Raw genomic sequence first — 13,322 nt, 5'->3', positions numbered from 1 at the left:
TCAGGAACAGGAGCGAACTCAGCGACCGCCCCGGTCCAGATAGGCCAGGACCGCGAGCACCCGCCGGTTGTCGTCGTCGGAGACCGGCAGGCCGAGCTTGGCGAAGATGTTGGAGGTGTGCTTGGCGATGGCGCGCTCGGTGACCACCAGCTGGCCCGCGATCGCCGCGTTCGAGCGGCCCTGCGCCATCAGTTCGAGCACCTCCAGCTCACGCGGGGTGAGCCCGCCGACCGGGGCGTCCGCCGCGCGCCGCGACAGGAGTTGCTGGATGACCTGCGGGTCCATCGCCGTACCCCCGGCCGCCACGCGCCGGACCGCGTCGATGAACTGGTCCGCGTCGAAGACCCGGTCCTTGAGGAGGTAGCCGACCCCGCCGTCGCCGTCGGCGAGGAGCTCACGCGCGTACAACTGCTCCACGTGCTGCGAGAGGACGAGGACCGGCAGGCCCGGCCGCTCGCGGCGCGCGGCGAGCGCGCACTGCAGCCCCTCGTCGGTGTGCGAGGGCGGCAGGCGTACGTCGACGACGGCGATGTCCGGCGTCAACTCGGCCAGTGCCTTGGTGAGTTCGGGTCCGCTCTCGACGGCGGCGGCGATCTCGAAGTCGTACGCCTGAAGCATCCGCACCAGACCGTCCCGCAGCAGGAACAGGTCCTCGGCTAGGACAACACGCAAGGGATCTCCATCGTCACCATGGTCGGACCGCCGGCCGGGGAGCTGACGGCGAGGACACCGTCGAATGTACCGAGCCTGCGCTCGACACCGCTCAGACCGCCGCCCTCGGTGAGCACCGCGCCGCCCCTGCCGTCGTCCGTGACGGCGATCCGCAGGTACCCCTCGGAGTGCGCGAGATCGACCCAGATCCGGTCGGCGCCCGCGTGCTTCACGGCGTTGGTGAGCGCCTCGCTGATCGCGAAGTACGCGGCCGACTCGACCGGCGCCTCGGCCCGCCCCGCCAGCTCCACCTCGACCTCCGTCGGCACGGGGAGGCGCAGTGCGAGGGCCCGGACCGCGTCGCCGAGCCCGCGCTCGGCGAGCACCGGCGGATGGATGCCGCGCACCAGGTCCCGCAGCTCGGTGAGCGCCTCCGCCGACGAACGGCGGGCCTGCGCGAGCAGCTCCCTGGCCTTCGCCGGGTCCTTCTCCATCAGCGCCTCGACCGTGCCCAGGTCCATGCCGACCGCGACGAGCCGGGCCTGCGCCCCGTCGTGCAGATCGCGCTCGATGCGCCGCAGCTCGGCCGCCGAGGTGTCCACGGCGGCCCGCCGCGAAGCGGTCAGGTCCCGGACGCGCTGCTCCAGTTCACCGCCGGGCGGCGCGAGCACGTACCGGGTGAGGAGGAAGTGCGCCCGCAGCAGCGCGGGCGTCACGTACAGGCCGGTGGCGAGCAGCGCCGTGGCGAGGAGTGCGGCGAGCAGGGCCGTGCCCTGGCCGCCGACCGGCACGAACCCGTACCACCAGCCGACGTACGTGCCGTCCGTGAACGCCCGCCACAGCCCGGCCGCGAGCGCGTACCCCTCCAGGGGGTAGAAGGTCAGCGCGGCGGGCAGCAGCGCGGTGACGAACCCGGCCGTCATGTCGGTGAGCAGCCACCCCAGGTCCCGCCAGGTCGCCGGGTCGCCGAGGAGCAGCCGGGTCCGCCCGGCCCGCCCGACGAGCCCGCCGCGCGGATCGTCCGGGAACGGCCGGTACGTGGCCGGGATCCGCACCCCGCACCACTCGGCGGCGACGGCCCGCCGCCAGTTCGCCCAGTGCCGTACGAGGCCGAGCACCCACGGGGTGGTCACGATGCCGACCCCGGCGACCGTCAGCGCGATCGACAGGACCGACAGCACGAACAGGGTGAGCGACCCGGCGAACCCCGCCACCGCGACCCAGAGGCCGCGCAGCCCCGCCACCACGGCGCTCCGCGCCCTCGCACCCATCGCCCGCTCCGTCCTCCCCGACGCCCGTACGCCTCACAGTGTGGCCGGTCGGGGCGGTCGGGACAGTGGGAACGGCACCCGTACCGGGGTGGTGCTGCCTCCACCCCGGCGGGGCGGTTCAGTGGCTCGCGGGCGGCGCGTACTTGTAGCCGACGCGGCGCACCGTCTGGATCGTGTGCCGGTGCTCGGCGCCCAGCTTGCGGCGCAGCCGCGCGATGTGGACGTCGACGGTGCGGCCGTCGCCCACGTGCCCGTACCCCCACACGGTGGTGACGAGCTGGTCGCGGGTGTGCACCCGGTGCGGATGCGCGACGAGGTGGGCGAGCAGCTCGAACTCCAGGTAGGTGAGGTCGAGTTGGCGGCCCCGGACGCTGGCGGTGCGCTGCGCGTCGTCGATCCCGATGAGCGCGTCGGACGGGACTGAGCCCTTCTCGGGCCCTTCCTCGGCGGCCGGGGCGGGCGTCACGGGCAGCGGGGGCTGCTGATCGGCCGGGACCAGCACCAGGTAGCCGATCATCGGAGGCCGGCCCGGAAGGGTGGGCAGGGTGTGCGGCGGCGCGGGCAGCAGTGTGGCGCCCGGCGGCAGGTAGTCGGCGACGTCCACGGCGGGGACGAGGGCGGCGGGCGCCACCTCGTCCCGGTCGACGGCGCGCAGCCGGGTACGGGTGTGGGGCGGGCGGGGGAGCGGGGAGATCGGGCGGGCGTCAGCCATGAGTGGTCAACTCTTTCGCGCGGAGTCGTCAATGCGAGACGTACGTCGTGCGCGCGGACCGAAGGCCGTGCAGCGGATGGACCGGTGCCGGTTTTAGAGGGCCTGCGCGTTCGTCGCGCGGCAACACACCCGGTCGAAGTCGTGGTGCTGACGGGAGGGCCAGAACGGCTCGAGGTCGTGGCGACGACCCCGCGCGGTGATGTTCTGGTGACTGGCCATGCCCTCATTGAAGCAGATGCCGTACGCAAAGAAGAGGGCGCCCGCACACAATGCGGGCGCCCACGAGGGTGACATGGCCGAAATCAGACCTGCCCGGCCTTCTCCAGCGCGGAGCAGCAGGTGTCGACGAGCAGCCGCGTGACGACGTACGGGTCGACGTTGGCGTTCGGACGCCGGTCCTCGATGTACCCCTTGCCGTCCTTCTCGACCTGCCACGGGATGCGCACCGAGGCGCCGCGGTCGGAGACGCCGTACGAGTACTCGTTCCACGGGGCGGTCTCGTGCAGGCCGGTCAGGCGGTCGTCGATGCCGGCGCCGTAGTTCTTGACGTGGTCCATCGGCTTGGAACCCTCGCCGAGCGACTCGGCGGCGGTGATGATCGCGTCGTACCCCTCGCGCATCGCCTTCGTCGAGAAGTTGGTGTGCGCGCCCGCGCCGTTCCAGTCGCCCTTGACCGGCTTCGGGTCGAGGGTCGCGGAGACCTTGAAGTCCTCGGCGGTGCGGTAGAGCAGCCAGCGCGCCACCCACAGCTGGTCGGAGACCTCGAGCGGGGCGAGCGGGCCGACCTGGAACTCCCACTGGCCGGGCATGACCTCGGCGTTGATGCCGGAGATGCCGAGACCGGCCTTGAGGCAGTTGTCCAGGTGCGCCTCGACGACGTCACGCCCGTGGATCTCGTCCGTGCCGACACCGCAGTAGTAGCCGCCCTGCGCGGCGGGGAAGCCGCCGACGGGGAAGCCGAGCGGGCGGTCGCCCTCGAAGAACGTGTACTCCTGCTCGATGCCGAAGATCGGCTCCTGCGCGCCGAAGCGGGCCTCGGTCTCGGCGAGCGCGGCCCGCGTGTTCGACTCGTGCGGCGTCATGTCGATGTTCAGGACCTCGCACATGACGAGCACGTCGTCACCGCCGCGGATCGGGTCCGGGTACACGGCGACGGGCTTGAGGACGCGGTCCGAGGCGTGGCCCTCGGCCTGGTTGGTCGACGACCCGTCGAACCCCCAGATCGGCAGCGTGCCGAGGCCTTCGGGGGCGCCCGCGATGATCTTCGTCTTCGAACGGAGCTTGGCCGTCGGCTCGGTGCCGTCGATCCATATGTACTCAGCCTTGAACGTCACGGGGCCACATCCTCAGGTACGGGTCGCTATCTGCCGCGCAGCCTGTCAACAGGCGATTTCCCGTCCGTTGCCCGGATGTGAACCCCGTGTTACCGGCGTTCTCCGTGGTACGTCAGCCCCGTCCGAGCGCGTCCCGTACGGCCTCCTCGCTGCGGCCCACCACCGCCGTGCCGTCGTCGGCGGTGATGATCGGGCGCTGGATCAGCTTCGGACGGGCGGCCAGCGCCTCGATCCACTGCTCGCGGCTCTCCGCGTCACGCGCCCACGAGGCGAGACCCAGCTCCTTCGCGGCCGCCTCCTGGGTGCGGGTGATGTCCCACGGCTCCAGGCCGAGCCGGCCGAGAACGGCGCGGATCTCGTCCGGGGACGGCACGTCCTCCAGGTAGCGGCGCACCGTGTAGTCGGCGCCCTCGGCGTCGAGCAGGGTCAGCGCGCCGCGGCACTTCGAACAGGCCGGGTTGATCCAGATCTCCATGGGGCCCACGGTACGCGAGACGCCTCCCGAGACACCTCCCGAGTCGCCCTCAAGTAGGCGCTGGCCAGCGGCTTTTGTCAGTGGTCCGCAGTAGAATAGAAGCACTGTTCGAGAGCTTTCGGGGGCTTTCGAGTTCGCGACAGGAGGATGCCTGTGCCCGCTGCCGCACCGATGCTGCTGGACCTGCCGTACGCGCCACTCGCCAAGAAGCCGCTCCCCGCGGGACGGCCCCGCGACTGGTACATCACCCACAACCGTCGCCTCAAGGCCATGCGCCTGGCGATAGCCCTGCTCGACTCGGGCGTCTACCTGCCGAACCAGGCCCACAACAAGAGGATCCGCGCCACGGCCGAGCTCATCGGTATCCATCCGCCGTCGGACACGACGTGCCACATGGTGCGGGCGCTGATGCGCTACTGCCGCTGAACCTGAGGCGCCCGAGGGGCCGGACCGCGTGTCCGGCCCCTCCGGCGCGTCCGGCCGCCCGTGGGCACACCCCGCCGGACGGGTCACCTGTGCGGAGTACGGCGTGGCCGGGAACGGCACCCTGTGCGGCGCACCTTGTACGACTAGGCTGGGCGGGGTGCCGTCCCAGTTGCCCGACTCAGGCCCCGACACCGGTCCCGACACCTTCGCGGTCATCGCGGTCGCCGCGTCCGCAGGCGGCATCCACGGCCTCGCCACCCTGCTCGGCGGGCTCGACGCCGACCTGCCCGTGCCCGTGCTCGTCGTGCAGCACCTGGACCCGCGCCACCGCACCGTCCTCGCCGAGATCCTGGGCCGCCGCACCGACCTCGTCGTCAAACTCGCCGAACAGGACGAGACGGCCCGGCCCGGCACCGTATACATCGCACCGCCCGACCGGCACCTCCTCGTCGGCGCCGACGGCACGCTCACCCTCACCCGTACGGAACTGGTCCACTTCCTGCGGCCCTCGGCCGACCTGCTCTTCGAGTCGATGGCCGGCGCGTACGGGCCGCGCGCCGTCGCCGTCGTGCTCACCGGCACCGGCAACGACGGCGCGATGGGTGTGGACGCCGTGAAGAGCCGGGGCGGTACCGTGATCGCGCAGGATCCGCAGAGCGCGGAGTTCCGAGGCATGCCGGAGGCCGCAATGGGTACGGGAGCGGTGGACTTCGTGCTACCTCTGGAGGAAATCCCCACGGTCATCCGTGGACTTGTCGAGTTCAAGAGGCAGTAGGTACGCGACGATGAGCGAAGCGCCCCGCGAGGTGGAGACGGACGAGGAGCTGGAGGACCTCCTCGGCTTCCTGAGGGACGCCCGCGGCTTCGATTTCACCGGATACAAGCGCTCGTCGCTCGGCCGCCGCATCCGCAAGCGCATGGCCGACGTCGGCATCAACGCCTACTCGGACTACCGCGACCTCCTGGAGACGAACGCCGACGAATTCCGGGCCCTGTTCAACACCATCCTCATCAACGTCACCTCCCTCTTCCGGGACGCCGACGCCTGGACCTTCCTCCAGCACGAGGTGATCCCCGAACTCCTCGAACGGCTCGGCGCCGAGGACGAGATCCGGGTGTGGAGCGCGGGCTGCTCCAGCGGCGAGGAGGCCTATTCGCTCGCCATCATGTTCGCCGAGCACCTCGGCCTCGACGAGACCCTGGCCCGCGTCAAGATCTACGGCACCGACGTCGACGAGGAGGCGCTGCGCGACGCGCGCTCCGGCCTCTACCCGGCGAAGACCCTCGAACCGCTCAGCGCCGAACTGCGCGACCGGTACTTCGAGGTGAACGGCTCGCAGTACAGCTTCCGGCCCGACCTGCGCCGCCGCGTCATCTTCGGCCGCCACGACATCACCCGCGACGCCCCGATCTCCCGCCTCGACCTCCTCGTCTGCCGCAACGCGCTGATGTACTTCAACGTCGAGGCGCAGACCCAGATCATCGACCGCTTCCACTTCGCCCTGCGCGAGCGCGGCTTCCTCTTCCTCGGCAAGGCCGAGATGCTGCTCAACGACGCCGACCGGTTCGACGTCGTCAGCATGCGCCAGCGCATCTTCCGCCGCCGCGCGGGCAACGCGTCGGCCCCGTACCAGCCGTCCCCGCCCAAGCTGCGCACCAACTTCGGCGGCGAACTGCAGAGCGTCGCCCGCAACCGGCAGGTGCGCGACCTCGTCCTCGACGCCGCGCCGGGCGCCGCCCTCGCCGTCGACACCGACGGCGTCGTCGTCCTCATCAACAACCACGCCCGGGTCCAGTTCGGCCTGACGACCAACGACATCGGCCGCCCCTTCCAGGACCTGGAGATCTCCTACCGCCCCGTCGAACTCCGGTCCCTCATCGACCAGGCCACCCACGAGCGCCGCACCCTGCGGGTCAACGGCGCGGAGCGCAGAGCGGGCGACGACGCCCAGTTCTTCGACATCACCGTGCAGCCGCTGGTCGGCGCGGGCGGCCTCCCCGCCGCCACCAACATCACCTTCACCGACGTCACCGTCGCCACCAAGCTCAAGGCCGAGATCAAGCGTGTACGCGAGGACCTCGAGACGGCGTACGAGGAGCTCCAGTCCACGAACGAGGAGCTGGAGACGACCAACGAGGAGCTCCAGTCCTCCATCGAGGAGCTGGAGACGACGAACGAGGAACTCCAGTCGACCAACGAGGAGCTGGAGACCACCAACGAGGAGCTCCAGTCCGGCAACGAGGAACTGGAGACGATGAACGAGGAGACGCGCATCCGCAGCGAGGAGCTGGACGAGGCGCGCGCCTTCCTGGAGGGCGTCCTCACTCCATCGCCGCCGCCGTCGTCGTCCTCGACAAGAAGCTCAACGTCAAGAGCTGGAACCGGGGCGCGATCGACCTGTGGGGCCTGCGCACCGACGAAGTGCTGGACACCTCCTTCTTCGGCCTGGAGTTCGGGCTGCCCACGCACAAGCTGCGCGCCGTCGTGGAGGACTGCGTCAAGTCGGGCAAGCGCGGCGCGCCCGTGCAGATCGACGCGGTCAACCGGCTCGGCCGCAGCTTCGTCTGCTCCGTGCAGTGCAGCCCGTTCGACGGGCACCGCGGCGGTGTCGTCCTTCTGATGGAAGAAGGCCGAAGCGTCGGTACGGTCTGACCCGGCGGGCGTAGGCTGAGGTCCATGGAGCCCAGGGCCGGTTCGCCGACACAAGCCGCGCTCGCCTGGCAGCGTGCGGCCACGGCCCGTCAGCGCGCTGACCGCGCCGTCCGGCTCGCCACCCGGTACGAGTCCCTGGCCGACCGGACCGGCGACGACCTGTGCCTGCGCCTGGCCGACGTCCACCGCACCACCGCGACCCGTCACAAGGTCGCCGCCGACCTCCTGGAGGCGCACGCCCGCCGCACCGGCCAGTGGGCCCGCGACGGGGGACCGCAACCCCTCTTCATGACGGGAGTCGCCGAGGCGTGCGGCACCAGCAGCGTCGCGGTGACCCTCGTCGACGGGGAGCGCAACCAGGTGGCGGTCGCCTCCTCCGACCCTTCCTCCCACACGGCGCAGGACCTGGAGTTCGTGCTCGGCGAGGGCCCCGCGCGCGACGCCGTGCGCCACTGCTGCCCCGTCGAGGCGTCGGACGCCGTCCTGAGCCTCCGCTGGCCCGGATACGGCCCGGCGCTCAGATCCCTCGGCATCGCCCAGGTGGTGGCGGTGCCGCTGCAGGTGCCGGGGGAGTGCATCGGCGCGCTCGCCGTCTTCGACCCGCACCCCGGCACGACCACCACAGCCCAGGTCACCGAGGTCGCGGACGCGCTCACAAGAAGTGTGTTGATCGGCCAGGACGCGGTACCCGGGCTGTTCGGTGGCGTCGACTACCGGGCCGTCGTCCACCAGGCGGCCGGTATGGTCGCCATCCAACTCCACTGCCAGGTCGGCGACGCGCTGGAACTGGTCAAAGCCAGGGCGTTCGCCGACGGGCGCCCCATCGGGGACGTGGCCCGGGATATCGTCCATGGACAACTGAAACTCGGCTGAGAGGTCTTCCACCGTGACGCTCCAGGAGCAGGAACTCGCGGCGGTCTTCGCCCAACTGACAGGGGCGGCCGCTCGGGACCCGCTCGACACGCAGAACCTGCTCGCGACCCTCGTGGAGGGCGGCAGGCGGTTGTTCGACGCGCCCGGAGCGATCGTCCACTACGCGCCCGGCACCGCGCCCGTCGCCACCGAGGCCACCGACCCGGCGCTGCGCTCCCTCGCCGCGGACGCCGCCTCCTGGCAGGAGGGCCCCGGCTACGACGTCCGTACTACCGGCTGCGCCCTCATCGACGTGGACGCGACCACGCAGCCCACCCGCGCCCGCTGGCCGCGCTGGACCGCCCGCGTCAAGTCCCTCGGCCACACCCGCGTCACCGCGCTGCCGCTCCCCGCGAAGGACGGCCCGGCCGGCGCCCTCGTCCTCTTCGGCGCCCCCGGCCGCAGCCTCGACGAGAAGGCCCTCTCCCTGGCCCGCTCCTTCGCCGACGCGGCCGCGCACACGCTCTCGCTCCAACGCGAGGTGACGGAGAGCCGAGTCCTGGCCGGCCAACTCGAACACGCCCTCTCCAGCCGCGTGGTCGTGGAACAGGCCAAGGGCATCCTCGCCGCGCAACACTCGATCTCCCTGGACGAGGCGTTCTCGCGGTTGCGGAAGTATGCGCGGTCGCATCAGCGGAAGGTGGCGGATGTGAGCCGGGGGGTCATCGAGACGGGGGATCTGCCGCAGGGGGCGTGATCGCGGGGCGGGTCATGGCTCAGCTGTCCGGGTCATCGCTAGGCCGGCGAGGGACGCAGCTCCATGTACGCCTCCCGCAGGTCGCGGCTTTCGGGCAGCCCGCGGTCCTCGACGCCCTTGACGATCTCAAGGACTCGCCAGAAATTCGCGGGCAGGAGACGCCCTGACGAGATCGCCGTCTGCGCCGCCGCGGACGCTTCGTCCAGCCGATCGAGGCAGAGCAGCGCCAGCGCGAGGTCGAGATGAGCCGTGACAATACGGCGCGGCCACCTGTTCGGGGCAAGCCCGGGGCCAGGGCGCCCGATCACCTCCCGCGCGGGCGCCTCGGCCGCCGGGTCGCCTAGCCAGGCGAGCGTGGTCGCCTGATAGCTGATCACTTTGCGCGGGTCGTACTGGTAGTGGTGCTGCGGCTCTGAGCGCATGACCATGCCGGACGCGAGCCGCTGCACACGCTCTATGGCGTCGTACGCCTCACCTCTCTGCCCGAGCCGGGCATGTGCGCGCCCTTCCTGCGCCACGGACTGCGCCAGAACGGAACTGCCCCGCGGGGCGAGGCCTTGGGCGGCCCGGGACAACTCCACCGCCTTCGCGTAGTCCCCCGCGACAAGCGCTCGCCACGCCCTCGTCTCATACGTCCACGCAAGAATGTCGGGGTGCTCGGCGTGCTGGGCTAGCAGCGCCGCGGTCCGAAGCCGCGACGTGGCGGCGGTGCCCTCCTTGAGGTCCACGTGCAGCGTGGCGGCGAGCAGTGACAACCACCCGCCGAGGACGAGCAGTCGACGGTGCTCGCTGAGCGTCTTCCGCTCGTCCAGAAGCTTGTGCACGTACGAGGAGTGTCGCCGTACGTCGTGGAGAAGGGCGGCTGGGTTGGCCGTCTGGTATGCCACTGCGAACCCGTCAAAGGCGCTTTCGAGGCGGTCCAAAGTCTCCCCGCCGACGTCGCTCGCTTCTACGCGCCGGGCGAGTTCCAGGGCCTCCAGGTCGTCATCTGTGCTGGGTACGGCCGTGCTATTCGGCCCGCTGACCAGTGCAGCCAGCGCGCCCTCGGCACCGACGAGTTCGTCCAGGCCGCGGGCGAGATTCGCCGAGGCCGCTTGCTTCCCACCAAGTACGCGGCACAGGTACGAGGGGTCGAAGTTGAGCGCGCGTGCGGCCCGGCGCATGGAGATTCCTCGGTCCGCGAGAGCGGCGCGGGCGCTGGTGGCGAAGTCGGTCATGTGCTGCCTCCGAACGAAGGGTTGACCGGACTGTCCACAGTAGTCACCGCTGGTCAACTTCTCCCCCGTCAAGGGCTATCGAAGCATGAAGAGGTACGAACGCACCGGGGCGTACACATAGCTGTGAGGAGCGCTGATCTATGCACTGCACCGTCCACTCACCATCAGCCGAAGGACCGGAGAAGCGCCCCCTGGACACCCAAACGATGCGGGCGACCGCGCATCGTCTACTCGGTGCGGAGCCCGAACTCCCGACCTCGGAGGAACTGGAGTCCCTCGTTCTCTCCCTGCGCGGCATGATCATGCTCGCCATCCCGGAGGTCGTGGCTCTCGCGCATGCCCTGCCCTGTGATGATGTGCCGGCGGTCTGCGCACGCATCGGAATCGGCGAGGCACGGGCCCGCCTGAACATCGTTGCTCGCCCGGGGCTGCCCGCGGGTCTGGCCCATGCGCGGCGCTTGAGCCGGTCGGTCGTCGCCCTGGCCGATCACTATGAGACTCTGGGCGGCCGCGCGGTGCCCGAGACGCAGTTTCAGCAGGTGTGTCGGTGGTGCGAGGAACTGATCACCGGCCCGGAGGACATGGTCGCGGTCGCCGTGAAGCGGGGCGTGTCCGGGCCTGGATACACGATCTGGGCTCATCGCGGTCATGCCCATCTCGTCCAGCTCAACGGAGCGCACGGGGAGGCACCCGCCTGTTGGGACGACTGTGGGCAGTAAGCCTCGGGGTGGCCCTGGGTCAGCAGAAGGCGGAGGGATGCTCTTGGCCGCGCAGTCCTTCGTTATGCCTATCTACTGCGCGTGTTCGATGAGCAGACTGAGGGGGCGTCGGCACGGGGACCGCTCCTCTCAGGGCCCCTTAGAAAGCGTTGCTATGCACGTGGCAGCCCTCAATTCAGCCAAGTGCGTTCGACGTAGCTGCCGTCCGCTCGGTTCGCTGAGAGACTCGGTGGGCAGGGCGGTCGTTCAACTCGGGGGTTTGTGATGGCAGGGCGTTCCGGTCAGTACTATCGCGCTGGTCACATGGTGAACCGGCCCACAGGCCGCCGTAAGCGGCCAAAGAAAAAGACTTGGGCTGGCGTAGCTGCTGTGGCCCTTTTGCTTCTTGGGGCGAAGCTCGGGCTGTTCTCCGGCAGTGGGGATGGTGGAAGCACTACGCAGAAGACGGACACGCCGTCCGCCACAGCCTCGCCTACAACGAAGTAGTGCCCTGCCACTGGCGGAAGTCGGCAGCGCTTGTTATGGCGTCAGCGGCTGCTGCGCTTCACCGATGACTGCTTGCGAAGACCGATGGCTTTGAGTCTACTGCGCAAGGACTTCGACGAGTTCTGCTCCGTTGCCGTAGCAGGTGCGACGATCGAAAAAGTCTGCGCTGAGGCAGCTCTGAGCCGTTCCCAGGCTGTTTTCCATCGGTCGACTTGGTCGTCGGGTACGCCGCACGCAGAAAGGTACGCCTCGATCGTCTTCGTCCACCGTTTAGGGAGGCCGTCGAGGTTGAGCAGCCGACTGATGCTTCCCTCGGACAGTGGTAGGGGGGAGTTCGAACTCACCTCGCGTTGCGTGAGGCCGCTGATCACACGGACCACGCCAAGCGCCTGAATGAACTCGGCAGCGTCCAGGAATCGGTCCGGGTCGGGCCACGCAGCGCTATCGGCGAGCAGATGGGCCGGCTGCTTCAGGGACGGCTCGTAGCCGGCGTTGCGTCCCCACACCAGCTCGCCAGCACGATTTCGCGTACGGCGCTGTGGCGTGGGGTGCTCCTTGGAGGCCAACGCGGAGCGCAGGTGACCGTAGAGGTCGTCCATCGTGAGCCACGTGCCCGCCCCAGGAACCCCGCGCTCCATCGTGGCCAGGAGCTCGCCGGTAAAGGCGGTGTACGGCTCACCAGGCGGATCGAGGGCGAGGCCGGTCTCAGGGGCAGCCGCGATGAGGAAGCTGCCGTCGATCCACGCCTGGTCGGCCAAGGTGCCAGGTCCCGACATGCTGCCGAGAGCCCGGCCGCTGAAGCAGCAGTCGAGGATGATCACGTGACGCTGGGCGCGGCCCTCGCTGATGGCTTCACGCAACCACGCGTAGGGCACCGCTCTGCGTCCTTGACCCATGTGCGAGTTTGGAAGCCCTAGATGGAGTTCCTGCTGCCGGTTCAAGAGCCCGTGTCCTGCGTAGTAGACCAGCAGCGTGTCGCGAGCACTTTTGGCGGCCGCGCTCACGGGCTCCAGCATGCCGTCCAGCGAGGCAGGCTCAGCCACTACGGTGCAGTGCTCAGCCGGGAGGCCCCACCCGTAGGGGCCGCGGATGGCATCTGCGAGTGCGGGAAGGTTGTCAGCCACGCCAGGAAGGTCTTCGAGGTGTGAGTAGCGGCTGACTCCCAGTATTACGGCTCGGGACTGAAGCGGGTCGGGTTTAGCTGTCATGCCTGCTGGCCGCCTGATCGGTTCGATGTCGGCGTCGGCGCGGGCTCAGCGAGAGAGGCGATGGCTCCTTCGATCTCCGTCGGTGACGCGTCCGTGATGGAAATCTCGAGATCGCCGCGTCGGATCGTCATACGTGGTGCACGCGCTCGTGTCTGACGCCATGCTGCAAGAGCCAATATGAAGGACGCGGCACTCCAGCCGTTCTCCGTGGCCAACTGCACGGCGTCGAGCCAGCCCCCCATGGCCCCGCTACGCGGGGGCTGTTCAAGGAGGGAGATCTCTGCGGTGGTTCGTATAGCCAAGTCATCGGACAGCCAGCCATGGAGAGACTGCAAAGCCTCGTCTTGGTCCTGCCCATCTATGCGTACTTCGATGCGCGTCATGCGTGGCCCCCTAGCTTTCGTACGGTCGGCACTATCGTTCCTCAACTCTGGCTACAACACGCCGTGTTGTGACAACTTGCGCACTGTGCGACCGTGCACGCAATTAGGCCGTATGACGGTCCACTGGTGAAACGCTGACAGCAAGGGGGACGCCGGACAATGCTCTTCGGCACGTTAC

The 13,322-nt window shown here is 69.7% G+C and carries 15 protein-coding genes and 1 pseudogene; 7 read left to right on the top strand and 9 right to left on the bottom strand.

Annotated elements, in window-relative coordinates; translation table 11 throughout:
- Positions 1–18: 18 nt before the first annotated feature.
- The 6 genes from N5I75_RS09665 to N5I75_RS09640 all read right to left on the bottom strand — a co-directional run bounded on the left by N5I75_RS09665 (position 19) and on the right by N5I75_RS09640 (position 4,443).
- Positions 19–672 carry a response regulator transcription factor gene (locus tag N5I75_RS09665; protein ID WP_476676285.1) on the bottom strand — a complete coding sequence of 218 codons (654 nt, stop codon included), beginning with the start codon at positions 670–672 and terminating at the stop codon, positions 19–21.
- A complete protein-coding gene (locus N5I75_RS09660) occupies positions 657–1,922 on the bottom strand; it encodes a sensor histidine kinase (RefSeq protein WP_476676284.1) in 1,266 nt (421 codons plus the stop codon). Before N5I75_RS09660 ends, N5I75_RS09665 begins: the two co-directional genes overlap by 16 nt.
- 118 nt (positions 1,923–2,040) lie before the next feature.
- Complete coding sequence (locus N5I75_RS09655) at positions 2,041–2,634, bottom strand: winged helix-turn-helix domain-containing protein (protein ID WP_476676282.1); 594 nt, start codon at positions 2,632–2,634, stop codon at positions 2,041–2,043.
- 93 nt (positions 2,635–2,727) lie between these two features.
- A complete protein-coding gene (locus tag N5I75_RS09650; RefSeq protein WP_394434753.1) occupies positions 2,728–2,853 on the bottom strand; it encodes a hypothetical protein in 126 nt (41 codons plus the stop codon).
- A gap of 83 nt (positions 2,854–2,936) precedes the next feature.
- Positions 2,937–3,968 carry a glutamine synthetase gene (glnII, locus tag N5I75_RS09645; protein WP_476676279.1) on the bottom strand — a complete coding sequence of 344 codons (1,032 nt, stop codon included), beginning with the start codon at positions 3,966–3,968 and terminating at the stop codon, positions 2,937–2,939.
- 112 nt (positions 3,969–4,080) lie between these two features.
- Positions 4,081–4,443 (bottom strand): arsenate reductase family protein, encoded by a 363-nt coding sequence (locus N5I75_RS09640; protein ID WP_476676277.1) that lies wholly within the window; start codon positions 4,441–4,443, stop codon positions 4,081–4,083.
- Positions 4,444–4,590: 147 nt separating this feature from the next.
- Between N5I75_RS09640 and N5I75_RS09635 the strand changes: the two genes are divergently transcribed.
- The 6 genes and pseudogenes from N5I75_RS09635 to N5I75_RS09610 all read left to right on the top strand — a co-directional run bounded on the left by N5I75_RS09635 (position 4,591) and on the right by N5I75_RS09610 (position 9,131).
- On the top strand, positions 4,591–4,869 hold the full coding sequence (locus tag N5I75_RS09635) for a hypothetical protein (protein WP_398196802.1): 279 nt from the start codon (positions 4,591–4,593) through the stop codon (positions 4,867–4,869).
- 157 nt (positions 4,870–5,026) lie between these two features.
- Positions 5,027–5,644: a chemotaxis protein CheB gene (locus tag N5I75_RS09630; protein WP_476676275.1), complete on the top strand. Its 618-nt coding sequence runs from the start codon at positions 5,027–5,029 to the stop codon at positions 5,642–5,644.
- Positions 5,645–5,654: 10 nt separating this feature from the next.
- Positions 5,655–6,842 (top strand): annotated as a pseudogene (locus N5I75_RS09625) (CheR family methyltransferase); the annotation flags it as partial.
- Positions 6,843–7,198: 356 nt separating this feature from the next.
- Positions 7,199–7,522, top strand: a complete 324-nt coding sequence (locus N5I75_RS09620; RefSeq protein ID WP_476677001.1) for a PAS domain-containing protein — start codon at positions 7,199–7,201, stop codon at positions 7,520–7,522.
- A 24-nt stretch (positions 7,523–7,546) separates the two neighbouring features.
- The gene (locus N5I75_RS09615) at positions 7,547–8,395 is read left to right on the top strand and encodes an ANTAR domain-containing protein (protein ID WP_476676273.1); all 849 of its coding nucleotides are present in this window, start codon (positions 7,547–7,549) and stop codon (positions 8,393–8,395) included.
- A gap of 13 nt (positions 8,396–8,408) precedes the next feature.
- The gene (locus N5I75_RS09610) at positions 8,409–9,131 is read left to right on the top strand and encodes an ANTAR domain-containing response regulator (protein WP_476676272.1); all 723 of its coding nucleotides are present in this window, start codon (positions 8,409–8,411) and stop codon (positions 9,129–9,131) included.
- Between the two features lie 38 nt (positions 9,132–9,169).
- On the opposite strand, the gene N5I75_RS09605 is transcribed toward N5I75_RS09610, so the two are convergent.
- Entirely contained in the window at positions 9,170–10,348 is a 1,179-nt protein-coding gene (locus tag N5I75_RS09605; protein ID WP_476676270.1) for a transcriptional regulator, read from the bottom strand.
- 140 nt (positions 10,349–10,488) lie between these two features.
- Between N5I75_RS09605 and N5I75_RS09600 the strand changes: the two genes are divergently transcribed.
- Positions 10,489–11,067 carry a DUF6415 family natural product biosynthesis protein gene (locus tag N5I75_RS09600; protein WP_476676268.1) on the top strand — a complete coding sequence of 193 codons (579 nt, stop codon included), beginning with the start codon at positions 10,489–10,491 and terminating at the stop codon, positions 11,065–11,067.
- A gap of 527 nt (positions 11,068–11,594) precedes the next feature.
- Here the strand turns inward: N5I75_RS09600 and N5I75_RS09595 are convergent.
- Positions 11,595–12,761, bottom strand: a complete 1,167-nt coding sequence (locus N5I75_RS09595) for a caspase family protein (RefSeq protein WP_476676266.1) — start codon at positions 12,759–12,761, stop codon at positions 11,595–11,597.
- Positions 12,758–13,144 (bottom strand): effector-associated constant component EACC1, encoded by a 387-nt coding sequence (locus N5I75_RS09590; RefSeq protein WP_476676264.1) that lies wholly within the window; start codon positions 13,142–13,144, stop codon positions 12,758–12,760. The genes N5I75_RS09595 and N5I75_RS09590 overlap by 4 nt, the downstream gene beginning before the upstream one ends.
- Positions 13,145–13,322: the final 178 nt, after the last annotated feature.

This window comes from Streptomyces sp. R818, from assembly GCF_056172735.1.
This window is presented reverse-complemented; position numbering and strand designations above follow the sequence as displayed.

What these genes read in the sequence shown, in the direction of transcription:
- N5I75_RS09600 (WP_476676268.1), top strand. Translation starts at nt 10,489, where the DNA reads ATGCACTGCACCGTCCACTCACCATCAGCCGAAGGACCGGAGAAGCGC.
- N5I75_RS09595 (WP_476676266.1), bottom strand. Translation starts at nt 12,761, where the DNA reads ATGACAGCTAAACCCGACCCGCTTCAGTCCCGAGCCGTAATACTGGGA.
- N5I75_RS09615 (WP_476676273.1), top strand. Translation starts at nt 7,547, where the DNA reads ATGGAGCCCAGGGCCGGTTCGCCGACACAAGCCGCGCTCGCCTGGCAG.
- N5I75_RS09655 (WP_476676282.1), bottom strand. Translation starts at nt 2,634, where the DNA reads ATGGCTGACGCCCGCCCGATCTCCCCGCTCCCCCGCCCGCCCCACACC.
- N5I75_RS09640 (WP_476676277.1), bottom strand. Translation starts at nt 4,443, where the DNA reads ATGGAGATCTGGATCAACCCGGCCTGTTCGAAGTGCCGCGGCGCGCTG.
- N5I75_RS09660 (WP_476676284.1), bottom strand. Translation starts at nt 1,922, where the DNA reads ATGGGTGCGAGGGCGCGGAGCGCCGTGGTGGCGGGGCTGCGCGGCCTC.
- N5I75_RS09605 (WP_476676270.1), bottom strand. Translation starts at nt 10,348, where the DNA reads ATGACCGACTTCGCCACCAGCGCCCGCGCCGCTCTCGCGGACCGAGGA.
- N5I75_RS09590 (WP_476676264.1), bottom strand. Translation starts at nt 13,144, where the DNA reads ATGACGCGCATCGAAGTACGCATAGATGGGCAGGACCAAGACGAGGCT.
- N5I75_RS09635 (WP_398196802.1), top strand. Translation starts at nt 4,591, where the DNA reads ATGCCTGTGCCCGCTGCCGCACCGATGCTGCTGGACCTGCCGTACGCG.
- N5I75_RS09650 (WP_394434753.1), bottom strand. Translation starts at nt 2,853, where the DNA reads ATGGCCAGTCACCAGAACATCACCGCGCGGGGTCGTCGCCACGACCTC.